At 70.7% G+C, this 24,100-nt stretch carries 16 protein-coding genes and 1 tRNA gene; 11 read left to right on the top strand and 6 right to left on the bottom strand.

Going from position 1 to position 24,100, the window contains the following annotated elements:
- The first annotated feature begins 24 nt into the window (after window positions 1–24).
- Window positions 25–5,382, top strand: coding sequence for a non-ribosomal peptide synthetase/MFS transporter (locus tag CHC08_RS04450; RefSeq protein WP_089205861.1), 5,358 nt, complete (start codon window positions 25–27; stop codon window positions 5,380–5,382).
- A gap of 70 nt (window positions 5,383–5,452) precedes the next feature.
- On the opposite strand, the gene CHC08_RS04455 is transcribed toward CHC08_RS04450, so the two are convergent.
- Window positions 5,453–6,688 (bottom strand): GH39 family glycosyl hydrolase, encoded by a 1,236-nt coding sequence (locus CHC08_RS04455; RefSeq protein WP_245878119.1) that lies wholly within the window; start codon window positions 6,686–6,688, stop codon window positions 5,453–5,455.
- A gap of 460 nt (window positions 6,689–7,148) precedes the next feature.
- Window positions 7,149–8,174 carry a phosphotransferase family protein gene (locus CHC08_RS04460; RefSeq protein ID WP_089205862.1) on the bottom strand — a complete coding sequence of 342 codons (1,026 nt, stop codon included), beginning with the start codon at window positions 8,172–8,174 and terminating at the stop codon, window positions 7,149–7,151.
- 216 nt (window positions 8,175–8,390) lie between these two features.
- Here CHC08_RS04460 and CHC08_RS04465 point away from each other — a divergent pair, with 216 nt between their 5' ends.
- Window positions 8,391–9,476, top strand: a complete 1,086-nt coding sequence (locus tag CHC08_RS04465; RefSeq protein ID WP_089205863.1) for a GNAT family N-acetyltransferase — start codon at window positions 8,391–8,393, stop codon at window positions 9,474–9,476.
- Window positions 9,477–9,507: 31 nt separating this feature from the next.
- Here the strand turns inward: CHC08_RS04465 and CHC08_RS04470 are convergent, their stop codons facing one another.
- Window positions 9,508–11,064: an aminotransferase-like domain-containing protein gene (locus CHC08_RS04470; RefSeq protein ID WP_089205864.1), complete on the bottom strand. Its 1,557-nt coding sequence runs from the start codon at window positions 11,062–11,064 to the stop codon at window positions 9,508–9,510.
- 67 nt (window positions 11,065–11,131) lie between these two features.
- Here CHC08_RS04470 and CHC08_RS04475 point away from each other — a divergent pair, with 67 nt between their 5' ends.
- The 8 genes from CHC08_RS04475 to CHC08_RS04510 all read left to right on the top strand — a co-directional run bounded on the left by CHC08_RS04475 (window position 11,132) and on the right by CHC08_RS04510 (window position 19,644).
- Window positions 11,132–11,776: a pyridoxamine 5'-phosphate oxidase family protein gene (locus CHC08_RS04475; protein WP_089205865.1), complete on the top strand. Its 645-nt coding sequence runs from the start codon at window positions 11,132–11,134 to the stop codon at window positions 11,774–11,776.
- An 86-nt stretch (window positions 11,777–11,862) separates the two neighbouring features.
- Window positions 11,863–13,845 carry a serine/threonine protein kinase gene (locus tag CHC08_RS04480; RefSeq protein ID WP_089205866.1) on the top strand — a complete coding sequence of 661 codons (1,983 nt, stop codon included), beginning with the start codon at window positions 11,863–11,865 and terminating at the stop codon, window positions 13,843–13,845.
- Window positions 13,846–13,983: 138 nt separating this feature from the next.
- Window positions 13,984–15,759, top strand: coding sequence for a serine/threonine-protein kinase (locus CHC08_RS04485; RefSeq protein WP_089205867.1), 1,776 nt, complete (start codon window positions 13,984–13,986; stop codon window positions 15,757–15,759).
- Window positions 15,760–15,815: 56 nt separating this feature from the next.
- A complete protein-coding gene (locus CHC08_RS04490) occupies window positions 15,816–17,207 on the top strand; it encodes a protein kinase family protein (RefSeq protein WP_089205868.1) in 1,392 nt (463 codons plus the stop codon).
- Window positions 17,208–17,262: 55 nt separating this feature from the next.
- Window positions 17,263–18,432: a DUF2510 domain-containing protein gene (locus CHC08_RS04495; protein WP_089205869.1), complete on the top strand. Its 1,170-nt coding sequence runs from the start codon at window positions 17,263–17,265 to the stop codon at window positions 18,430–18,432.
- Between the two features lie 22 nt (window positions 18,433–18,454).
- On the top strand, window positions 18,455–19,057 hold the full coding sequence (gene orn, locus CHC08_RS04500; RefSeq protein WP_089205870.1) for an oligoribonuclease: 603 nt from the start codon (window positions 18,455–18,457) through the stop codon (window positions 19,055–19,057).
- Window positions 19,058–19,133: 76 nt separating this feature from the next.
- A tRNA-His gene (locus CHC08_RS04505) sits at window positions 19,134–19,209 on the top strand.
- A gap of 156 nt (window positions 19,210–19,365) precedes the next feature.
- Entirely contained in the window at window positions 19,366–19,644 is a 279-nt protein-coding gene (locus tag CHC08_RS04510; protein WP_089205871.1) for a helix-turn-helix domain-containing protein, read from the top strand.
- A gap of 156 nt (window positions 19,645–19,800) precedes the next feature.
- Here CHC08_RS04510 and lat read toward each other — a convergent pair whose 3' ends face one another.
- Together lat and CHC08_RS04520 are read right to left on the bottom strand one after the other, a co-directional pair.
- Complete coding sequence (gene lat, locus CHC08_RS04515) at window positions 19,801–21,102, bottom strand: L-lysine 6-transaminase (RefSeq protein ID WP_089205872.1); 1,302 nt, start codon at window positions 21,100–21,102, stop codon at window positions 19,801–19,803.
- A gap of 101 nt (window positions 21,103–21,203) precedes the next feature.
- Window positions 21,204–21,755 carry an HdeD family acid-resistance protein gene (locus tag CHC08_RS04520; RefSeq protein WP_089205873.1) on the bottom strand — a complete coding sequence of 184 codons (552 nt, stop codon included), beginning with the start codon at window positions 21,753–21,755 and terminating at the stop codon, window positions 21,204–21,206.
- Window positions 21,756–21,878: 123 nt separating this feature from the next.
- On the opposite strand from CHC08_RS04520, the gene CHC08_RS04525 reads away from it, so the two are divergent.
- Window positions 21,879–23,078: a M20 metallopeptidase family protein gene (locus CHC08_RS04525; RefSeq protein WP_089205874.1), complete on the top strand. Its 1,200-nt coding sequence runs from the start codon at window positions 21,879–21,881 to the stop codon at window positions 23,076–23,078.
- A 151-nt stretch (window positions 23,079–23,229) separates the two neighbouring features.
- Here the strand turns inward: CHC08_RS04525 and trhA are convergent, their stop codons facing one another.
- Window positions 23,230–23,904 (bottom strand): PAQR family membrane homeostasis protein TrhA, encoded by a 675-nt coding sequence (gene trhA, locus CHC08_RS04530; protein ID WP_089205875.1) that lies wholly within the window; start codon window positions 23,902–23,904, stop codon window positions 23,230–23,232.
- Window positions 23,905–24,100 lie beyond the last annotated feature (196 nt).

Raw genomic sequence — 24,100 nt, forward strand, 5'->3', positions numbered from 1 at the left:
CACGAGACCGACGGAGGAGACCCCATGACCGTCAGCGACGAGCGACGGAGCGCCCTCACGGCCCGGCTGTCGGCCGCGCGCCGCGCCGCCGCCCAGGCCCTCCCGGCGATTCCCGCCAGGGAGGCGACCGGTGGCTCCGCTCCCCTGTCCCCCGCCCAGGCCCGGCTGTGGTTCCTCGACCAGCTCGACGACCTGGCCGCCTACAACGTGCCCACCGCCGTACGGCTGCGCGGCCCGCTGGACACCGCCGCGCTGCTGGGCGCCGTACGCGACCTCGCGGACCGGCACGAGGTGCTGCGCAGCCTGATCACCGACGAGGGCGCCACCCCGGTCGACGCCGACCGGGTCCCGATCACGGTCGAGGACCTCGACGACCACGACCTGCTGGAGGCGCGGCTGGAGGAGGAGTTCGCCCGCCCGTTCGCGCTGGGCTCCGAGCCGCCCACCCGTGTCCTGCTGCTCCACCTCACCGGCGCCGGCGAGCACGTCCTGGCGCTGACCGTGCACCACATCGCCTTCGACGCCTGGTCGCGGAACCTGGCGCTGGCCGAGCTGGCCGCCCTGTACGCGGCACGGCTCGACCTGGCCGAGCCGCCCGCACCGCCGCAGGTGCGGTACGCCGACTACGCGACCTGGCTGGCGGGGCAGCCGGAGGGAGACCTCGCCTGGTGGACCGAACGGCTGGCCGGGCTCGAACCGGTCCTGGACCTGCCCGTGGACCGGACCCGGCCGTCGGTCGCCGACTGGTCGGGCTCCACCGTCCCGGTGCGGCTGGCGCCCGCGCTGACCGCCAGGGTCCGCGAGGTCGCCGCCGAGACCGGCTGCACGCCGTTCATGGTGCTGCTGGCCGCCTGGCAGGAGCTGCTGGGCCGGATCTCGGGCAGCGACGACGTGCCGGTCGGCGTGCCCGAGACGGGACGGCTCCACCCCGACACCGCGCGCATGCTCGGTTGTTTCGTCAACACGCTCGTCCTGCGCGGTGACAGGTCCGGCGAGCCGACCGGCCGTGAGCTGCTGTCCCGGACCAAGGACGCCGTGCTGGACGCCCTCACCCACCGCGACGTGCCCTTCGAGCGGATCGTGGAGCACCTGCACCCCGAGCGCAGCCTCGCCACCACGCCGATCTTCCAGGTGCTGCTCAACGTCCTGGACGACCGCCCGCAGGCGCTGGACTTCCCCGGCGTGACCGTGGAGCACGTGCAGGCCCCGCTGCGCACCGCCAAGTACGACCTCAACCTCGCCTTCGTCAACGAGGGTGAGGAGTACGACGGCGAGCTCACCTACCGCACCGACCTGTTCGACGCGTCGACCGTGCGGCGCATGGCCGGCTGGTACCTGAACCTGCTGGAGGGTGTGCTCGCCGACCTGGACGCGCCCGCGGCGGCCGTACCGCTGGAGCCGGCGGACGGGCCCCTCGTCTCGGGCTCGCGGACGCGGATGGATCTGACCCGGACGCTGCACGCGGTGATCGGCGACCGGATACGGCAGACGCCGGAGGCGACCGCCGTGGTGGACGTCTCCGGATCGCTCACCTACGGCGAGGTGGACCGGCTGGCCGACCGCCTAGCCCGTCACCTGGTCGCGGCCGGGGTGCGGCCGGACGAGCCGGTCGGCGTGCTGGTCGGCCGGCACTCCGGGCTGGTCCCCGCGCTCCTCGGCGTGCTGCGGGCGGGCGGCGCCTACATGCCGATGGAGACCGCCTATCCCGACGACCGGCTCGCGTACATGCTGGAGACGGCCGGCGCGCGGGTCGTGCTGGCCGATCGCGAGCACGCCGGTCGGGTCCCCGGCGCGCTGGTCCTGTCCGACCTCATGGCCGCCGGGCCCGACGAGCCCCTGGAGGTCGACGTCACCCCCGGCCACCTCGCGCATGTGATCTTCACGTCCGGCTCCACCGGGCGGCCCAAGGGGGCCGCGATCGAGCACCGGTCGGCGCTGCACTACCTGCACGGCGTGACCGAGCTGGTGTCCGACGTCTACGAGTCCTACGGCGTGGTCTCCACGATTGCCTCCGACCTGGTGATGACCTGCCTGTACGGCGCGCTCGTCCGGGGCGCCGCGGTCCATCTCCTGGACCAGGACGCCGCCGTCGACCCGGACGCGTACGCCGCCTATCTCGCGGCCCATCCCGTCGATGTGATCAAGATGGTGCCCAGCCATCTGGAGCTGCTGGCCGCCCACGGCGACCTGACGCGGATGCTGCCGCGCAGGCTGCTGATCCTCGCCGGTGAGGCGACGTCGTGGGAGCTGGCGGAACGCATCCGCGCGGCCCGCCCCGACCTGGAGGTGCAGATCCACTGCGGGCCGACGGAGACGACGGTCTCGGTGCTCGGCGGCCCGGTGCCCGGCTCGCCATCGGGGTCGGGGTCGGTTCCGCTGGGCCGCCCGCTGCCCGGCGTCGACTGCTACGTCGTCGACCCGGCGGGCCGTCCGCTGCCCGCCGGGGTGCCGGGCGACCTGTGGGTGGCCAGCCCCAGCCTGGCCCGCGGCTACCTGAACCGCCCCGACCTGACCGCCGAACGGTTCGTCCCCGACCCGGTGACCGGAACCGCCCGCTGCTATCGCACCGGCGACCGGGTCCGGCTCAACTCCGCCGGGCTCGTGGAGTTCCTCGGCCGGGTCGACGACCAGGTCAAGATCAGAGGCTTCCGGGTGGAGCTGGGCGAGGTGAAGGCCGCCCTGCAGGAGCAGCCCGGAGTCCGGGAGGCCGCGGTGCTGCCGGTCGGTGAGGGCCGCTCCCGGCGGCTGGCCGCCTGGGTCGCGCCCGCCTCCGTGGACCTCTCCGCGCTCCGGGCGGGGCTGCGTGAGCGGTTACCCGACTACATGGTCCCGCCCGTGATCGTCGTCCTCGACGAGCTGCCGCTCACCCCGCTGGGCAAGGTCGACCGCGCCCGCCTGCCGATCCCCGAGGCGGCGCCCGCCGCGGAGCGGGTCGCGCCGAGCACTCCGGCCGAGCTGCGGATCGCGGCGGTGTGGGCGGACATTCTGGGCGTGGAGGACGTCGGCGTCGACGACGACTTCTTCGCGCTGGGCGGCGACTCCTTCCGCGCGGTGCGGGCCGTCCGGGAGATCGACCCGGCGCTGCGCGTGATCGACCTGTTCACCCGGCCCACGATCCGTGAGCTGGCCACCCACCTCGACGGCGGCGCCGAGGCCCCGGCCGGGCTGCTGCACCGCCTGGCCGGCCCGCGCGTGGCGAGCCGTACCCTCGTCTGCCTGCCCTACGGCGGCGGCTCGGCCGCCGCCTACCGGCCGCTCGTCGCCGAGCTGGCCCGCACCTCCCCCACCACGGCGGTGCTCGCCGTCGAACTGCCCGGGCACGATCCGGCCCGGCCCGGCGAGGCGCTGCTGTCGATGCCGGAGCTGACCGACCGGATCGCGGCAGAACTGGCCGAGCTGACTGAGATCTCCGGCCCGATCGCGCTGTACGGCCACTGCGTCGGCTCGGCCGCCGCGACCGAACTGGCGTTGCGGCTGGAGGAGGCCGGGACGCCGGTCGCCGGCGTCTTCGTCGGCGGCAGCTTCCCCGACGCACGGCTGCCCGGACGGCTGTCGGCCTGGTGGAACCGGAGATTTCCCGCCAACCGCTGGGCCTCCGACCGCACCCAGCGCGACTTCCTGCGCACGCTGGGCGCCCTGGACGAGGATTTCGGCGACACCGAGATCGTGCTGCGCGGACTGCGGCACGACGTCGAGGAGGCACAGGCCTGGTTCAGCCGCCACCTCGACTCCCCCTCATCCGAGGAGCGCAGGCTCAAGGCGCCGCTGCTGTGCGTGATCGGCGAGCGGGACCGCGCGACCGAGCTCTACCAGGAGCGCTACCGGGAGTGGGGGGCGTTCGCCGACCAGGTGGAGCTGGCCACGATCCCCCGGGCCGGTCACTACTTCCTCAAGCACCAGGCCGCGACCCTGGCCCGGCTGATCGAGGAGCACCTGGACCGCTGGGCCGGCGGCGACCTGCCCGAGCCGGTCGGAGAGGTCGAGATCGCGGGCCGGAGCGCCCGCCGGAGCCTGCGCCGCTTCTACACCGTCGCGGCCGGGCAGACCGTGTCGCTGCTCGGCGCCGCACTGACCTCTTTCGCGCTGGGCGTGTGGGCCTACCAGGAGAGCGGCCGGGTGCTGGACTACGCCCTGATCACCATGCTCGCCCTGTTGCCGTCGCTGCTGGCGGCGCCGTTGGGCGGCGCGGTCGCCGACCGGGTGGACCGGCGGCTGGTCATGCTGGTGTGCGACGGCGTCTCCGCCGCGGCCACCGCGATCCTGGTGATCCTGCTGTGGCTGGGACGGCTGGAGGTCTGGCAGGTGGGGATCATCGCCGGGCTGCTGTCGCTGGTGACGGCCTTCCACCGGCCCGCCTACCTGGCGGCGGTGGCGCAACTGGTGCCCAAGCCGTACCTCATGCAGGCCAACGCGCTGGCGAACCTCGGCACCGGCCTGGGCATGTTCATCGGCCCGCTGGGCGGCGCCGCGCTCATCGCGACGGTCGGGCTGCACGGCGTGGTGGCCGTGAACATCGTCACGTTCCTCGCCGGGCTCGGCACGCTGCTGCTGGTCCGCTTCCCCGACCGGCTGTTCCACCGCCTGGAGGAGTCCTTCGGGCAGACCATCATCGGCGGCTGGCGCTTCCTCGTCCGGCGGCGACCTCTGATGATCATGATCGGGTTCTTCGTCGTGGAGAACTACCTGGGCATGCTGGCCCTGGCCGTGACCGTGCCCGCGGTGCTGTCGTTCAGCGACGTCGCCGGCGTGGGCACGGTGACCGCGCTGCAGGGGGTGGGCGCGGTGGTCGGCTCTCTGATCATGGTGTTCTGGAGCGGCACCGAGCGGCGCGCGATCGGCATGGTCGGCTTCGTGATCGGGTTCGGGGCCGGGGTGCTGCTGGTCGGGCTGCGGCCCTCGCTGGTGCTGGCGGCCTTCGGCGGGCTGATGTCGTGGGCGTTCCTCAGCGTGCTGAACGCGCACTGGCTCGCGCTCATCCAGCTCAAGGTCGGCCTGGAGCTGCAGGGCCGGGTGCTGGCCACCAACCAGATGCTGGCGGTGTCGATGACGCCGCTGGCGTTCCTCACCGCGCCGCTGCTGGCCGACGACGTCTTCGGCCCGCTCCTCGTCCCGGGCGGTGCTCTCGCGGACACGATCGTCGGTGACGTCGTCGGGGTGGGGCCGGGGCGCGGTGTCGGGCTGCTGCTGGCCGTCTGCGGTGCGCTGTTGATGCTCTGGGGCGCGCTGGGGCTGTGGTACCGGCCGCTGCGGCGCATGGAGGACGCACTGCCCGACGCGGTCGCGGGCGCTGAGATCGCCGACGACCTCGACGCGGTCCAGGCCGAGGCCGACGCCGTCCTGCGGGAGGGCGCCGCCCGCGTCGCGGCTCCGGGCCGGCCCTGAGCCGCAGCGTGGCCGAAGACCTTGACGTGTCCGCCTGACCGGGGCGCCTCCACTCTTCGATCCTGGAGTGCTAGGCGCCCCGGTCGCTCCACCGGATCTCGTACGGCTTCAGGGTGAACGCCCTGCCGTCCACGGTCGTGCTCACGGACGCGTTGGAGGTGTTCACCATCACGAGCTGTCCCTCCTGCGCCAGCACCCGCACCTTGGGGTCGGAGGAGGTGACCTTCTCCAGCGTGATCCCCGCGGGGAACCACTTGGTGAAGCCGCTCAGGATGCCCGCCATCGGCAGCTCGGTGCCCTGGCTCGGGTGCCACAGGCAGCCGGGGCACGGCTGGCCGGCCTTTCCGGACTTGCGCTGGGGGCTCCAGTAGAGCGAGGTGGTGGCGCCGCTGGTGGCGAACTCCATCATCGCCACCGTCTGGACGGCGAGGCGGCGCCCCTCGGTCCAGCCGCTGCCCTGCGGCTCGACGTACCACTCGGCCCACCAGACCGGCAGGTCGCTCTTCTGCTTCAACCAGCTGGTGATCGCGCTGAACTTGCCGAGCGCGGTGAACTCGTCGGGGATCAGCCCGGCGTCCTTGGTGGGTGAGGAGCTGTCGACCACGATGAAGTCGGCGCCCTTCTTGTGCGCGAGCCAGTATTCGACCGCGTCCAGGTCACGCTGGTCGACGACTCCCCAGGCCCCCTGGATCTCCGAGTCCTTGTCGTTCTTGGAGCTCACCATCGACATGTACGGCCCGCCGACCTGGATGTCCTTGTTCACCGCCTTCAGCGCGACATAGATCTTGTTGTAGAGCTCGGTGTAGCCCTCCGCGTCCCAGCGGTTGTTCGCGGGGTTCCAGAAACCCTTGAACTCGTTCCACACCATGTAGTGCTTGACGGTCGGGTAGCGCTTGGCCACCGTCACGGCCAGCCTGGCGAAGTCGTCGAAGTGCGCGCGCTTGGGCGCGGTCTCCAGCCGCGTCCAGTCGGTGCGCCCCGCGGTGCCGCCCTTCATCCAGTCCGGGGCGCAGCACAGCGTGATCACCGGGATGGACTGGGAGGCGCCCATGAACTTGATCCGGCCGTCGAGGTCGCGGAAGTCGTACTTGCCCGGAGCGGGCTCCGGGTTGCCCGCGCCCCAGCCCATGATGTGCTGGTTCTGGAGCATGGGCACCCGGCTGAGCAGGTGCGAAGCGCTCTGGGAGACCGGGTCGGCCCGGTTGCCCGCGCTGAACTCGGTGTGGGTGATGCCCCAGCGCGGCCAGCCCGCCACGGCGGGAGGCGGCTCGATCACCGGCGCGGCCTGGCTCGGGGCGATCGTCATGACCTCTCCCCTGGGGATGTCCGGCGTTGACGCGAGCGTGAGTATCCCCACGAGAAGCACCACCGTCACGCCTGTCGCTCCCAGGGCGATCGGCCAGGCCGAGCGCCTTCGCTGGTGCCGTCCGTCAGTCGGTATCACCGGTTCCTCGCTCTCACCGTCAATCCGTTGAAGCGCCAGCAGCCAAGCCGTTGAAGCGTTCCACAGCCCGGGCCGACCCGCCCGGGACCAGGCAAGGCTCACAGCCAAGTGTTACCGGCCGCTCTCTCAGCGTAATCACGGTGACTTTCAGAACGCTTGAATCTTCCATGGCGGTCCGCTCGCCGGCTCATGACCGGGAGCGACCCGCCGCGGCCTGCGGGACCTTCAAGCGCGGTACGGCCCGCGGGCTCCCTCGGCCCGTCCCCGGACATGGCGGAGTCCGCCTCCCGGATTCCGGAAGGCGGTGCTCCCGCTTGCGGACTCAGCCCTCCAGGACGCGGTGGGCCCGCTCGATGAGCGTGGGAACGGACGCGCCGATGTTCTCGAAACCCTCTCCCACGGTCTTGCCCTGCTTGAACCGGGCGTGGATGCCCTCCACGATCACCGCGAGCTTGTAGTTGCCGAACGCCACGTAGAAGTCCAGATCGGCCAGGTCGGCGCCGGAGATCTTGGCGTAGTGGGCGGCGAACTCGCGGGTGTTGAGAAAACCGGGGGCCACGGTGACGCCGGTGGCGACCGGGATCGAGGCGCGTTCGGAGTCGCCGGGATCCTGCCAGTAGGTCAGGGTGAGGCCCAGGTCGGCGAGCGGGTCGCCGAGCGTGGACATCTCCCAGTCGACGACGGCGAGGATGCCGGGCTCCGGCGAGAGCCGTACCAGCGTGTTGTCCAGCCGGTAGTCGCCGTGGACCAGCGTCGAGGCGGAGTGGACGGGCAGGCGCTCGCGCAGGCGGGCCACCAGGCGGTCGTACTCGGGCAGTTCGCCGGTCTTCGACCGCTCCCACTGCTGGCCCCAGCGCTTCAGCTGGCGGGCCATGTAGCCCTCGGGACGGCCGAAGTCGCCCAGTCCCACCTCCTCGTAGTCGATCGCGTGGATGGCGGCGAGCACCTCGGCCAGCCGCTCGGACAGCCGGCGGATCTGCTCGGGGGCGACTCCCTCGACGTCCTCCTCGTTCCGTACGGCCGCGCCCTCCACATGTCCCATGAGATAGAACGGCGCGCCGATCACGTCCTCGTCGCCGCAGAAGGCCACCGGTTCGGGCACGGGGACCGGGGTCGGCGCGAGGGCCGAGATCACCCGCCACTCACGTCCCATGTCGTGGGCGGTCGGCAGCACGTGCCCCAGCGGCGGGCGGCGCAGCACCAGGCGGCGCTCCCGGGTCTCGAGGACATAGGTGAGATTGGACCTGCCGCCGGCGATCAGAGAGATCCCGGTGGGCTCCCCGGCGTCGGGGACGTTGGCGGCCATCCATCCGACCAGACGGTTCCAGTCGATACCTGGGGTGCTCATAGCCCCCAATTAGAACGTCACTCGGGTCGGTGGCGCTAGTCGGAACGCCTTCGCCGACGAGGATCCCGAACGAGATGAGGCCTCGGAAACGGTACGGCTCCGGAAGTCGGCGAATACCCTCAGCTCTTTTATCGCTACATTACGTGCCTGCCCGCATGCTTGGGCTTACGTACACAGGATGTCGTAGGGGAACCCCCCACACCCCGGTAGGAGCTCATGCGCATCTCCATCGTTCGTCCCCGTGACCTCGGAACCTCCGACCTCGACCAATGGCGGGTCCTTCAGGGTGCCGACCCCGCCTTCGACAGCCCCTTTCTGTCGCCGGAGTTCACGATCGCCGTAGGCGCCCTGCAGGATCGCGTGCGGGTCGCGGTGCTGCACGACGGGCCCGACGTCGTGGGATTCCTTCCCTTCGAACGACATCCGATGGGCATCGGCATGCCGGTGGCGGCGGGACTGACCGACGCGCAGGGACTGGTCCACGCCAAGGACCTGGAGATCGATCCACATCAGCTGATCAAGGCCTGTGACCTGGCCGTGTTCGAGTTCGACCACCTGATCCCGGGACAGCCGCTGCTCCAGCCCGGGCATACCCGGCATCCGTCACCGATCATCGATCTCCGGGACGGCTACGCGTCGTACATCGAGACGATCAAGCTGAAGTCCGGCAAGACCTACCGTTCGACGGCCTACAAGACCCGCAAGCTCCAGCGTGACGTGGGGGCGATCCACCACGACTACGCCACCACCGACCTGGCGCCGCTGCACACGCTGCTCGGCTGGAAGACCGACCAGTACCGCCGCACCGGCCGCACCGACAGGTTCGCCAGGCCCTGGATCGTGGAGCTGGTCGAGCGGCTGCTCGCCACCGACACCGAGCACTTCGGCGGGGTCCTGGACATGCTCTACGTCGACGGCGAGCCGGTGGCCGGCCACTTCGGCGTGCGCACCGGCACCACGCTCGCGGGCTGGTTCCCCGCCTACGACACCTCCTACGCCAAATACTCCCCCGGCCTGATCCACCACCTGGCCATGGCCGAGAGGGCCGCCGCGGCGGGGATCCAGATCATCGACATGGGCCGCGGCGAGAAGGAATACAAGGAGAAGCTCAAAAACGGTGAGTACGAGGTGGCGGAGGGCCGGATCGCCCGGCCGAGCGCCGGAGCCGGAGTGCACTGGATGCTTCGGGTGCCGGCCCGCAAGGCGCGGGGAACGGTCCTGTCCAACCCGGCCCTGCGGAACACCGCGGACCGCGTGCTGAAGACCTTCGGCCGCCTGCGCACCTCCATTCAGTCCCCATGAACCGGGGGGCGAGCCGGGCCGCTCACCCGCGTCATCCGATCAGCTGGGCGATCACCGAGACTCCCCGTCTGACCTCGGCGAGCGAGGCGGAGCCGTACCCGATCACCAGGCCGTGCCTGGTCGGTGGGCCGTGGTGGTGCCGCGTCATCCCGTCGAGCAGCACGCCCCGGTCGCGGGCGGCCTCGACCAGGGGCCCGACCGTGTGCGCGGGCAACTCCACCATGACGTGCAGCCCCGCGGTGTCGCCCATGATCCGGGAGCCGAGGACGTCCACGAGCGCGGCGCGGCGCCGTGCGTACTCCAGCCGCATCCGGCGCAGGTGCCGGTCCAGGTCCCCCTTTTCCAGGAGTACGGCCACCGCCTGCTGGACCGGGCCGCTGGTGCGGTCGGCCAGGTCGTCGCGGGTCCGGGCGACGGCGGCGAGAAGGTGTGGCGCGGCGACCAGCCAGCCGACGCCGACGTCGGGCGACAGGGACTTGGACAGGCTGCCGAGTAGGACCACCCGCTCGGGGTCGAGACCGTGGAGGGCGGGCAGCGGGGCGACGTCGTAACGGAACTCGGCGTCGTAGTCGTCCTCCACGACGAGCGCGCCGGTACGGCGTGCCCAGGCGAGAAGGTGTTCCCTGCGCGGGATGGGAAGGCGCCCGCCGAGGGGGTACTGGTGCGCGGGGGTGGTGTAGAGGACACGCAGGTCGCCGGGGAGCCCGTCCACGATGACGCCGTCCTCGTCGACCGGGCAGGGCACGACCTCGGCGCCCCGGGCGGCGAAGACGTTTCTGGCGACGCGGTAGCCGGGGTCCTCGACGCCCGCCCGGTCACCGGGACGCAGGATCGTGGCGGCGACGAGGTCGAGTCCGCTGCCGGTGCCCCGAGTGATCATGATGTTCTCCGCGCCGACGGGGATCGCCCTGGTCCTGCGGAGGTGCTCGGCCAGGGCCTCGCGGAGCCTGGGAAGGCCGTAGGGGTCGGGGTCGACGCCCGGCGGCAGGTCGGCGGCCTTGCGCCACGCCCTGCGCCAGGCCGCCCGGTCGTAGTCGCGGACCCACGGCTGCCCGGGACGCAGGTCGATCATGGTCTCGCCGTGCCGGGGACGGGCGGTCCCGGTGGGCGAGAGGGACGCGAGGGCGCCGGCGGACGCGTCGCCGCAGGTGGGAACGGCGCCGGAACCAGGTCCGGACGGGCCTCCGTGGGAGCCGGTGCGGGAAACGGGTCCGTCGCCGCAGGTGGAAACGGCGCCGGGCCTCTCGCCATATCCGGAAGCGTCTCCGTGCGCCAGGCCGTACCCGGAGCCTGGAGCGGAGTCGGCGGCGACGGGCGGGACATGGACCACCATCTCGGCCACGTAGGTGCCGGAACCGTGGCGGCCGTCGAGCCAGCCTTCGGCGTAGAGCTGCTGGTAGGCCTCGGTGACGACGGTGCGGCTGACGGCGAGCTGCCGGGCGAGGGCGCGGGTGGAGGGCAGGCGCTCGCCGGACTTGAGGGTGCCGTCGCGCATCGCGGTGCGGAGGCGGTCACCGAGCTGGACGGCGAGGGCCGTGGCGGCCCCGCGGTCCACCGAGATGGGCAGGTCGACGGCGGGTCGCGGCAAAGTGGTCTCCCAGAAGTGGCAGCGAGTGGATGTGTTCCTGGTATCCACTTTTTTCTAGGTTAGAGCCATGCTCTCCACGACTCCCCGCACCACCCTCGGCCGCTCGAAGCATCGAGGTCTCACCGACCGCGAGGACCTGTACGCGGTGCTGGACGCCGGGCTGGTCTGCCATCTGGGCGTCGTGGTCGACGGAGCCCCGATGGTCGTCCCCACCGGCTACGGCCGGATCGGAGACACCCTCTACCTGCACGGCTCCACCGGCGCCACCTCCCTGCGGGGCACCGGCGACGTCTGCGTCACGGTGACCCATCTGGACGGCGTCGTGCTGGCCCGCTCGGTCTTCCACCATTCGCTCAACTACCGCTCCGCCATGATCTACGGCCCTCTCCGCCCGGTGGAGGAGGACGAGGAGCGCCTGGCGGGCCTGCGCGCGATCACCGAGCAGCTCGCCCCCGGTCAGTGGGACGCCGCGCGGGAGCCGACCCGCAAGGAACTCGCCGCGACCTCCGTGCTCGCCCTCTCCCTGGCCGAGGCGTCGGTGAAGGTACGGCAGGGCCCGCCGCTCGACGACGAGGAGGACTACGCCCTGCCGATCTGGGCCGGAGTCCTGCCGCTCCACTCGGCCTGGGGCGTTCCCGAAGCCGACCCGGCGATGACCATGGACCTGGACGTCCCCAAACACATCACTTCGCGAATCATGCCCATTCGGTAAGCCCTCCCCGGCAAACCGGCCTCAGGTGCCACACGTCTTCCTAGCGAAGCCCCTCGCCCGGGACCCGGAACGCTGGAGTGCGGCACATGACGTCCATCGAATGGAACCTCCCCGGATACACCGAGCTGCGCGAGCTCGGCGCGGGCGGCGGTGGCCGGGTCGTGCTCGCCCGGCACGACGACTCGGGCGCCCGGGTCGCCATCAAATACCTGGCCGAGCAGCTCAGGGACGACGCGGATTTCCTCGCCCGGTTCCGATCCGAGGCCAGGCTCCTGGTCGAGCTGGCGGACGACAACGTGGTGCAGCTCTACGAATACGTCGAGATGGCCGGGGGCGCCGCCATCGTCATGGAGGCCGTCGACGCCGTCTCTCTACGGGAACTGCTCCGCGAACACGGCTCGACCGGACCCGAGGCGGCCCTGGCCGTGCTCAAGGGCTCGCTCACGGGGCTGGCGGCCGCCCATCACACCGGGCTGGTGCACCGGGACTACAAGCCGGAGAACGTGCTCGTCCAGGCGGACGGCACCAGCAAGCTGGTCGACTTCGGCATCGCCGTACAGGCGGGAGAGATCGACCGGCCCGCGGGCACCCCGCCCTACATGGCGCCCGAGCAGTGGACGGGCGGTCCCGCGTCTCCCGCCACGGACGTCTACGCGGCGACCACCGTCTTCTTCGAGTGCCTGACCGGGCACCGGCCGTACCGGGCGACCGAGCGGGCCGTGCTGATGTACCAGCACCAGAACGCGCCGATCCCGGTGGAGGAGGCGCCCGAGGCGGTCCGGACGCTGATCGCCAGGGGCATGGCAAAAGACCCGGCGGACCGGCCGTCCACCGCCGCCGGGTTCGTGGCCGAGCTGGAGACCGCGGCCGTCGCGGGGTACGGCGAGGACTGGGAGGAGCGCGGACGCCGCAAACTGGCCGCGCTGGCGGCGCTGCTCCCCCTGCTGTTCCGGCTCAACGATCCTCCCGGCCCGGCGGCCGGGACCACGCTGTTCCAGACGGTGCTCGGCACGCTGCGCACGAGGACCACGGGGGTCGCGGTGGGGGCGGGACTGGTGGTGATCGCGGGCGGCCTCGGTGTGTACGCGCTGGCCGGCGACCGGTCACCGCAGGCCCAGAAGATCAATATCGTCGCCGCGGAGCCGTCCCCCGAGGCGGCGGCCCTGGCGCCCCTTTCCCTGCCGACCCCCTCGACGTCCCCTCCGGTCTCCGCCTCGCCGGATTCCTCCGTGTCACCGCCGGAGTCACCTTCCGAGTTCTCCGGGCCCTCCGAGTCCACCGCGGCCGGACCGTCCGGGGAACCGCCGTCCTCCCAGGCCTCCTCCCCGTCCTCTTCCCCTTCCCCCTCGGTCTCGCCACCGGCCTCCCCGTCGGTCTCCCCGTCGCCGAAGCCTCCGGCCAAGACCCCCACCCCGCTCCCCTCGAAATCCCCCGAACCGTCCCCCACGCCCAAGCCTCCGAAGCCGGAGGTGCGCCGGGTGGACGTGCTGCGGGCCAATCTCAACGCGCGGGGCACCGGAGTGGTCTCGGTCTCCGTGGACACCGCGAACACCCGGCAGGTGCGCCTGAGCGTGGTCTTCCAGGCAGGTCAGGCGGTACAGCAGGCCGTCGTGCCCCTGTCCGGGGCTACCAGCTACACGCGGACGGTCAGGTTCGCCTTCGCGAAGGTGGCCTGCGGGTCGACCTGGAGCGTCATGGCGACCGGCGATCCGTCCGGAGGCTCAAGCGGCGCGAACGGCAGGACTCCCGCGTGTCCCAAACCGACACCGAAGCCCACGGCCACCCGCACCGTCAAACCGACGCCGAAACCAACGGCGACCCGCACGGCCAGACCGACACCGAAACCAACGGCGACCCGCACGGCCAGACCGACACCGAAGCCGACGGTGACCCGCACGGCCAGACCTGAGCCGAAGCCCACCGCGACCCGCACGGTCAAGCCGAGGCCGGCGACGACCCGCACGGTGCAGACGGAGCCGAAGGCGACGGTCGCCCGTACGATCCCTGCCGCCCCCGCGCCGCCGTCATCGAAGGACACGGTCAAGACGTCCACGGAACGCACCTCCTGACCGCGATATCGCAGGACAGGGACTGATCACTCTGGCTTTGTGGGCTGTTTCGTGATTGATAACGAGAACACGATCGTCTATCGCTAAGCTACGGTTCGTCTGTTATGGGTGGGGGCCCAGGCAACTGAGGAGACGGTTATGCACGGCACGTCGTCAAGTTGGCGAATCCCCGGATACACCGAAATCCGCGAGTTGGGCGCCGGCGCCGGCGGCTCCGTGGTGATGGCACGGCACGACGCCGACGGCGTCCTGGTGGCGATCAAGTACCTGTCCGACGAACTCCGCAACGATGTCGCGTTCGTGGCACGTTTCCGGCAAGAGGCGCGGGTGCTCAACACCCTGGACAGCCCTCATTCCGTCCAGTTGTACGACTACGTCGAAACCGGCGAGGGCTCGGCCATCGTCATGGAACTGGTGGACGGTGTCGCCCTGCGCGCGCTCCTGCGCTCCGAAGGGCCGACCGGCCCGGAGGCCGCGCTGGTCGTGCTCAAGGGCTCCCTGCTGGGGCTGGCCACCGCGCACACGGCCGGAGTCGTGCACCGCGACTTCAAGCCGGAGAACGTGATGGTCGACGCGAGCGGCATGAGCAAGCTCGTCGACTTCGGCATCGCGGTCCGCGCCGGCGACGGTGAAGCCCCGGCCGGCACGCCGCCCTACATGGCGCCCGAGCAGTGGCTGGGAGGTCCCGCCGGGCCGTCGACCGATGTCTACGCCGCCACCGTCGTGTTCTTCGAGTGCCTGACCGGCGCCCGGCCCTTCCGCGCCACGAACATCGCCGCGCTGGCCCGGCAGCACCAGGTCACGCCACCGCCCATCGAGGAGGTGCCACCACCCCTGCAGGGGCTGGTGGAGCGGGGCCTGGCCAAGGACCCGGCCGACCGGCCGCCGACCGCCGCCGCCTTCCTCACCGAACTGGAGGCCGTCGCCGCCGATGCCTACGGGCCGGAGTGGCAGGAGCGCGGCCGTCGCCGCCTGGCCGGGGTCGCTCTGCTCCTGGCCTCGCTGTTCCCCCTGGGGCAGGCGCCGGCTTCGGGAGTCGCCAACACCTCCCTGGCCCAGACGGACCTCGGTGAAGGCGGAGGCCGGCGCTGGAGCCGGAACCGGAGCCGAAGTGGTAACGGGGGAACGTCCCTGGGCGGCAAGCTGGGGGTCAAGGTCCTGGTCGGCCTCGGATTCGTCGCGGCGATCAGCGGCGTGACCGCGGTGCTGGTCAACGCCGGTGACGTCACCGAAATCCAGACGCAGGGCACGACCACCACGCAGGAACCGTCCCCCTCGGAGCCGGTGGAGACGATCATCCCGGCCGAGGACACCGCCGAGCCCACCGAGGAGCCCACGGAGGAGCCGGCCGAGGAAACGCCCGAACCGACACCCACCGCGGCACCCACCGTGGCCGGCCCTCCGCCGGCGCCGCCCACCGGCAATCCGCTTCCGAACCCCAAACCGCCGGTGAAACCCACCAAGAAACCACCGGTCAAACCGACCAAGAAGCCACCGGTCAAACCGACGAAACCCCCCGTGAAACCTTCGCCGACCCCCTCCGGCGTGGACATCTCCGACATCGGCGTCCCGGCCGCTCCCTCGACCCGCCCGGCGACGACCCCACCGGCGACTCCGCCGCCGACGGTCGCCCCCACTCGGCCGGTACCGCCGCCACGGCCCACGAGGCCTCCGCGACCGACCAACACCCCGACCGAGGAGAACCCCTCGCCGCCGCAGACCACTCCCCGCGGCGTGGAAAACCCGCCGGAGCAGAACGCCCCCGAGTCCTCGGAAGGAACCCCCCGGAAAGGGATCATCGCTTCGCTCGGCATCGGGACGGCCGCCCCGGCACTCCTCACCCTCAAGCTGATGACGAACGACGCCGTTCCGTTGACACTGACGGTGACACGCGGCGCAGTCGACCCCCGGTAGAGCGGCGTGGTCGGCCCACAGTAGAGATGGCAGTAAATGGCTGAACGAGCACGATCATGAGCACCGACGGGGCGAACATCGCCGGATTCCGGCTGGCCGGCCGCACCTGGGCCGACGATCTGGGCACCTGGTCGTCGGCTGTCTCGGCCGACGGACGACCCGGGACCGCGCTCAGGTTCGATCCACGACTGATCACCGATCGCGCGACCCGTGACCGGCTGGTCGCGGCCGTGGTCGCGGACCGCAGGCTGGCCCAGAGCGGCCTGACCGGGCTGGTCCCGATCGCCGATCTGATCACGGCCCAGGACGAGGTCTGGCTGCTCACCGCCGAACCGGTCAGCCCGAACGTGGCCGATCTGCTGGCCGACGAACCCGGGATCCCGCGACCCGACGCGGGCAGCGCGGCCACCATCCTCGTGGAGATCGCGCAGACGCTGCTGGCCATACACGCCGCCGGGCTCGCCCACGGGGCGCTGCATCCCGGCACCGTGGCGATCGCCCCGGACGGCTCGGCTCTGCTCGCCGAACGGGGGCTGGCCGACGCGCTGCTCGGGCGGCCTCCCGCTCCCGAGCGGGACGTGACGGCCTGGGCCTCGCTCGCGCGGGGCCTGGCCGCCAGCTGGGCCGCGGCCGATCCCCGATCGGCCGCCCTGCTCGAACGAGCGGCGGCCACGGCCTCCACCCTCGGACTCACCCCGGCTCGCGACACCCTGCTCTTGGGGCGTGATCAGCTGCCGCCGGGGTTCGTCACCCGCGACAGGCTGATGGAGATCCTGCGTCGGCGGGCAGAACGCGACATGCCCACCCAGGTCGGGCAGCCGGCGCGGATGCCGGTCATGCCGGACGAGGGAGACATCGTCACCCTGCTGAAGGATCCGAGGGCCGGCGAGCCTCCCACCGAAGACGTGATCATGCGGTTCGGCCCGGGGGTGCCGGTGGACACCACGGCCGCCCAGATCTGGCGGGCCGGCCGGGACCAGCAGCGGACCGAGCTGCCCGCGGCCGGGCTCCGGAGCGGCGGGGCTCCACCCAGGCAGCGGCGGGCCCGCACGATACTCGCCTCGGTGATCCTCGCGCTGATGATCGTGGCCGGGCTGGCGATCTGGCTGTTCCGTGGCTCGTCGGTGCCTCTGGCGGTGACCAAGGTGGACGTGATCGCCCCCAAGGCGGCGCAGAAGTGCGACACGACCGTCAAAATCTTGGGCGTGCTCTCCACCAACGGCTCGGCCGGAGAGGTTCGCTACCAGTGGAAGCGGAGCGACCGCAAGGCCCCGATCTCCCAGACCGACCAGCTCGTGGCCGGGGAGACCTCGCACGAGGTGAGTCTGGAGTGGACGGTCAAGGGCGAGGGAAGTTTCAAGGGGACCGCCACGTTGCAGGTGATCTCTCCGCTCCCCGACGGTAAGAAGCTCCAGGACAAGGCGACTTTTACCTACAAATGTTCATGAGTGGGGCACAAGGTCAACAATGCACTGCTAAGCGGTTCTTACTACTCTGGCGGCCATGACCACGCAGACCCCACCCGGCTGGTACCCCGACCCCTACGGCTCGCCACAGTTGCGCTGGTGGGACGGGAGTCAGTGGACCGACGCCACGCATCCCGGGGACGCCCCCGCCGGGCAGCCCGTGTCCCAGGCGCCGCAGACCGGATCTTCGTCCCAGCCGGCAGGGCCTCGCTCGGCGGAGCTTCACTCCAGCCCTACCCGCCCTGCTGATTCTTTCGGATCCGGCGGGCCCGCCGGACCGCCGTCCGAGCCTCGGGAAGGCACGGGGCAGTGGGGCCAGCAGACCATTCCGGCGCCGGAGGGCGCCCGCATGGATCAGCCGCACTGGGGCGCGCCGTCCAGCGGCAACACGATGCAGATGCCCGCTCCCGCGTTCGGGTATCCGTCGGGCCCGCCGCCACGCAAGAAGAGCCCGTTGCCGTGGATCCTGGGCGGCAGCGGAGTGGTGGCTCTGATCGTCGTCATCGTGGTCGCCGCGATGTTCCTGATGAACCCCGATTCCACGCCCACCGCGAGCGATGTCACCCCGCCGCCCTCGACGACGCAGGAGCCGAGCTCCGAGCCGCAGCCCGAGACGACGATCCCGCCGTCCATCCCGGATCAGCAGAACAGCGCTCCCCCGCTGCCCCAGCCGCGGGACGGACGCGTACAGGACCCCGAGACCGGCCTGTCCTACGCGTTTCCCGGCTCACCCTGGCAGGTGCCCACGAGCGTCGCCCCCGACCCGCTCTCGTTGACGTGGAACACCGCGGCCGTCGCGGTCTCCCAGAACGACTTCGACGGCAAGGGCGGCAACTGGCTCGGCAACATCTTCACCGGCGGGCTTCCCGAGGGACTGCCCTACGGCGGGGTCGACAGCATGCAGGCGACCGCGGCGACGTTGCTGAAAGCCGTCGAGCCGGTCTACTACAGCCCCGAGCATCTGCGGAAGACCGTCCAGGACAAGGCCATCAAGGTGAGCGGCAAGGACGCCTGGCTGCTCATGGTCGATCTGGACTTCTCCAAGGAGTCCGAGGCCAACGGCTGGAAGTGGAAGAAGGAGCGAGCCGCTTTCGTGATCGTGGACCGGGGAGCCTCCGCCCCTCCGGCGCTGGTCTACCTGTCCGTGCCGGACAATCTCGACGTGTCGGTGGCCAACCGAGTTGTCGAGTCGCTCAAGCTCTCCTGAAGGGAGTACTACCCTGAAGGCTATGAGTGATCTGCTGGTCTGGATCGATTGCGAGATGACCGGGCTCGACCTTGGCCGTGATGCGCTCGTCGAGGTGGCCTGCGTGGTCACCGACGGCGAGCTGAACCAGCTTGACGAGGGTGTGGACGTGGTCATCAAGCCTCCGCCCGAGTCGATTGAGCAGATGTCGGAGGTGGTGCGGGAGATGCACACGGCCTCCGGCCTGCTGGACGTGCTGGGTGGCGGCGTCACGCTGGCCGAGGCCGAGACCATGGTGATCGAATACATCAAGAGCCATATCCGGGAGCCCAAGAAGGCTCCGCTGTGCGGCAACTCCATCTCCACCGACAGGTCGTTCATCTCCCGTGACATGCCTGCCGTGGACGCGTTCCTGCATTACCGGATGATCGATGTCTCCTCGGTGAAGGAGTTGGCCCGGCGGTGGTACCCCCGGGTCTACTTCGCCTCGCCCGAGAAACAAGGTGGACATCGGGCTCTGGCCGACATCACCGAGAGCATCAGGGAGCTGCGCTACTACCGCGCGGCGGTCTTCGTGGCCCAGCCAGGACCCGATTCCGCGACCGCCCGGGAGCTGGCGGAGAGCGTTTCCACCCGCACCCCCTGAGCCTCCGCCGGAAACCCGGTGCGAAACGACTCCCAGAAACCGCTATGCTTTTTCATGTGCTGCTGCGGCAGACATGGTGGGTGTAGCTCAGCTGGTAGAGCGCTAGGTTGTGGTCCTAGATGTCGCGGGTTCAAGTCCCGTCACTCACCCCAGAAGAACGGCCGGTCCTACGGGATCGGCCGTTCTGTTTTTCCGGACCATCCACTTGCCACCAAAAATGGATATAGCGGGTTATGCTCGCTGCTATCGCTACGCCGTAAGACCGGGGGTATCGGCGACCTGACCGTGTTGGCTGCCACGGAGGCCGGATGAGAGTCGACGATGCCCCGTTCGACGCCGAACCCAGAGTCGTGACGGGCTTGAGCAGGCGCGAGACCGAGGTCATGGAACTGATCGCGACGGGTCGCTCCAACGGGCAGATCGCCCAGCACCTATTTCTCAGCGAAAAAACCGTGAAGAACCACGTAAACCGGATATACGCCAAACTCGGCGTGGACTCGCGGGTCACCGCGATCGGCCTCTGGCTGGAGCGAGCCGCCCACGAGGAGCCGCCGCGCTTCCCGGCCGAGAGACGACTTCCCAGCTGACAGGTTCCAGCAGGTTCCAGGCCGAAAGGCGGCCTCCCGGCCGAGAGATGAGCTCCAGGCGGGCAGGCTCCTCCCGGCCGGCAGACGGCCTCCTGGCCGCCGGGTGACCTCCGGGCCGACCGGCGAACCTCGGGCCGGCAGGCGGGCACCGGGCCGCTAGGCCGACAGTCGCACGTCCCTGAAGGACTCCAGGGCCCGGTCGATGGCGGACACGCCCTCTCCCAGCTCGTCAGGAGTGACCGAGAGCGCCGGACGGAGCCGCACCGACCGCTCGCCACACGGCAGGACGAGCACCCCCTCGTTCTCCCTGAGGGAGGCCACCAGGAGATCGCGCTCCGCCGGGTCCGGCAGGTCGAAGGCGCACATCAGCCCGCGCCCGCGGGCGTTCTCGACCAGGTCGGGGAAGCGCGCCTGGACCTTCAGCAGCGCGGTGAGAAGCTCGCCGCCGAGCTCCCCGGCACGCGGGATCAGGCCGTCGCGCTCCACGATCTCCAGCATCCGCCGGGAGCGGACCATGTCGACCAGCCCGCCGCCCCAGGTCGAGTTGATCCTGCCGCTGACCTGGAACACGTTGTCGGGCACCAGGTCGACCCTGCGGCCCGCCATGATCCCACCCACCTGGACCTTCTTCGCGAAGGCCACGATGTCGGGGCGCACGCCCAGCTGCTGGTACGCCCAGGGAGTGCCGGTGATCCCGGCTCCGGTCTGCACCTCGTCCATGACCAGGAGCGCGTCGTGCTCGTGGCAGAGCCGCTCCATCGCCAGCAGGAACTCGGCTCGCAGGTGGTTGTCGCCGCCCTCGCCCTGGATGGGTTCGGCGATGAAGCAGGCGATGTCGTGCGGGTGCCGCTCGAAAGCCGCCCGTGCCTGGGCCAGGGCCCGCTCCTCGGCCGCCTCGACGTCACCGAGGTGGATCCCCGGCACCTCGATCCGAGGCCAGTCGAACTTCGGGAAACGGTCGGTCTTGACCGGGTCGGTGTTGGTCAGCGAGAGGGTGTAGCCGCTGCGCCCGTGGAAGGCGCGGGTGAGGTGGAGCACCTTGGTGCCCAGCTCCGGGGATCGCCCGTTCGCCTCGTTGTGGCGGCTCTTCCAGTCGAAGGCGCACTTCAGCGCGTTCTCCACGGCGAGCGCACCGCCTTCCACAAAAAACAGGTGCGGCAGCTCGGGGTCGCCGAGGACACGGGTGAACGTCTCGATGAAGTCGGCGAGGTGGCTGGTGTAGAGATCGGAGTTGGCGGGCTTGTTCGCGGCGATCCTGCCGAGCATGGCCAGGAAGTCCGGATCATCGTCGAACGGGTTCACGCCCAGGGGCGCCGAGGCGAAGAAGGTGTAGAAGTCCAGGTAGCTCCGGCCGGTGCGGGCGTCGACGAGCCGGGAGCCCCTGCTCCGTTCGAGGTCCAGCACCAGCCGGTAACCGTCGACGAGCAGATGACGAGCGAGACAGCCGTGTACATCCATGTCCCCTCCACGTTGACCTGAACAGATGATCCCCCGTTCATGACGCGTCTATACGGAAATCTTACGCAGACATCCCGGTCTCTGTGAAGATTATCCGGCCGTCAAGCGGGATGAGGTCTTCCCGAAGGGCCGTAGGAACCGATTCCCCTCACCCTGAACGCCAGTGCCAGCAGGGAGATCCCGTACACGAGCGCCATGGCGCCGATGAGCCAGGCGATGGCCAGCGCGCCCGTGGCGGGCCAGAGGAACAGCAGGATGCCGAACAGCACCGCCAGCACGCCGCTGATGATGAACATCCACTCTCCCTCCACGGCCCTGCGGAGCATGATCGCCGCGACGACCTCCAGGATGCCGACGACAACGGCCCAGGTCGCGATGAGAAGCAGCAGGATGAGCGCGGTGATCCCCGGCCAGAACAGGACCAGAAGACCGATCAGGATGCTGCCGACGCCAGAAAAGATCGTCCAGCCCCGAGAACCTCCCCTGCCCGAGCTGAACAGCTCGAAGATGCCGTTGACGATGGCGTACGCGCCGAAGACGGCGACCAGGACGAAGAGCGTGATGCCCGGCCAGACGATCGCCACCAGACCGAACAGGATCGCGCACACGCCACGAATCAGGTACACCCACCAGGTATGAGCCAGCTCTTCCATGTTCCCTCCCCATGTGCTCGATTCCTTTCCGGAAGATCACCACTCTGAGACCACAATTCGGTTAAATCAGAGCTACCGTCCGTTTCAGGACATATAGCCGTTAGATCGCCAGGAGGATGCCCGGTGTCCCTTCACGAGTCCGCCATCGACATGCGGGACGAGCTTGTCCGCCTCCGTCACGCCCTGCACCGGGAGCCCGAGCTGGGTCTCGACCTGCCGCGCACCCAGGAGAAGGTGCTGGAGGCGCTCGCCGGTCTCCCCCTGGAGGTACGGCTCGGCGACGGGCTGAGCTCGATCACCGCGGTGCTGCGAGGCTCCCAGCCGGGTCCGACCGTGCTGCTCCGGGGCGACATGGACGCCCTGCCGGTCTCCGAGCGCAGCGGCGCGGCGGTCACCTCGCAGGTGGACGGCCGGATGCACGCGTGCGGCCACGATCTGCACACCACCATGCTGACCGGGGCGGCACATCTGCTGGCGGCCAGGCGTGACCGGCTCGCCGGAAACGTGCTCTTCATGTTCCAGCCGGGCGAGGAGGGTCAGGGCGGCGCGAAGATCATGATTGACGAGGGCCTACTGGACGCGACGGGCGAGCGCCCGGTCGCGGCCTACGCCCTGCACGTGATCAGCTCGGTGATTCCCCAGGGAATGTTCGTCACCAAGGGCGGGCCGATGATGGCCGCCGCCGACAAGCTCATCGTGACCGTGCGCGGCGCCGGCGGACACGGCTCGTCGCCGCACCGCGCCAACGACCCGATCCCCGCCGCCTGCGAGATGGTCACCGCGCTGCAGACCATGGTGACGCGGGGGTTCGACGTGTTCGACCCGGTGGTCGTCACCGTCGGGAGTTTCCACGCGGGCACCGCCGACAACATCATCCCGGAGGAGGCCCGGTTCGAGGCGACGATCCGGTCGTTCTCCGCCGCCGCGCACGCGCGGATCCAGGAGCGGGCGGTGACCCTGGTGAAGGGCATCGCGGCGGCCCACGGGCTGGAGGTGGACGCCGACTACGACGTGAACTACCCGGTCACGGTCAACAACCCCACCGAGGCCGACTTCGTGGGCTCGACCGTCCGCGAGGTGTACGGCGAGCACCGGTTCCTCACGGCCCCCCAGCCGTTCACCGGCTCGGAGGACTTCTCCTTCGTCTGCGACCAGGTGCCTTCGGCGTTCGTGGCGCTCGGCGCGTGCCCGGCGGACGCCGATCCGGGCAAGGCCGCCTACAACCACGCCCCGGAGGCATCGTTCGACAACGCGGTGCTTCCCGACGGCGCCGCGCTCCTCGCGGAACTCGCGATGCGCCGCCTCGAACGCGTCGCCGTCTGACCGGACCTGAGCTCGCGACGCGCCACCCCGGACGCGTCGCCGTCCGGCCGGAGCTCGCGGCGCCGTCCCGGACGTGGTGCGCGCGGACCTTCCCGGAGCTCGCGGCGCGCCGTCTCGGACGCGTCGCGAGCCGACCGGCCCCGTCGGCGCACTACGTCGCCGCGTACACCACCAGGGACACCGCGACGTACTGGGCCACGTAGGCGGCGACGGTGAAGGCGTGGAAGACCTCGTGGAAGCCGAACCAGCGCGGAGAGGGGTCGGGGCGGCGCAGGCCGTACACGACTCCGCCCGCCGTGTAGAGCAGCCCGCCCGCCAGGAGCAGAACCACCGCGACCGCTCCCGCGCCCTCCACCAGTTGGGGCAGCACGAAGACGGCCGTCCAGCCGAGGCCGATGTAGAGCGCGGTCGACAGCCAGCGGGGCGCGCCGATCCACAGCACCCGGAACAGCACCCCGGCGATCGCGCCGGTCCAGATCACCCCGAGCACCACCGCACTGGCCGGCCCGTCCAGGGCGAGCAGCGCGAACGGGGTGTAGGTGCCCGCGATGATCAGGTAGATGTTGGCGTGGTCGAGGCGGCGCAGCACCTCCGCGAGGCGCGGGGAGAGCGTGCCGCGGTGATAGGTGGCCGAGACGCCGAAGAGCAGGCCCGAGGTGATCGCGTAGATCGCGGCGGCCAGCCGTGCCTGCGGGACGGGCCCCAGCGCGACGAGGACGAACCCCGCGACGAGCGCGAGGGGAAGGGCCGCGGCATGCAGCCAGCCGCGGAGGCGAGGCTTGATGGGCTCCGGGAGGGCGAGTCTTTCGGTGCCGATCGTGGTCATAAACCTACGGTACCGTAAGTTACGTCACCGTAGGTTGTGATCTGCCATACACGGACACCGGGCTTCCCGGACGGGAGGAAGCACGTTCGGCTCCGGGACGCGCCTGTGTGGCCGGTGACGGCTTCCGGGAGGAAGGGACGAGTTCGGGCTCCGGGAGGCGCTCGCGTGGCCGGTGACGGCTTCCCGGAGGGGGACG

The sequence above is a fragment of the Streptosporangium subroseum genome (assembly GCF_900188345.1).
In the GTDB taxonomy this organism is placed as follows: domain Bacteria; phylum Actinomycetota; class Actinomycetes; order Streptosporangiales; family Streptosporangiaceae; genus Streptosporangium; species Streptosporangium subroseum.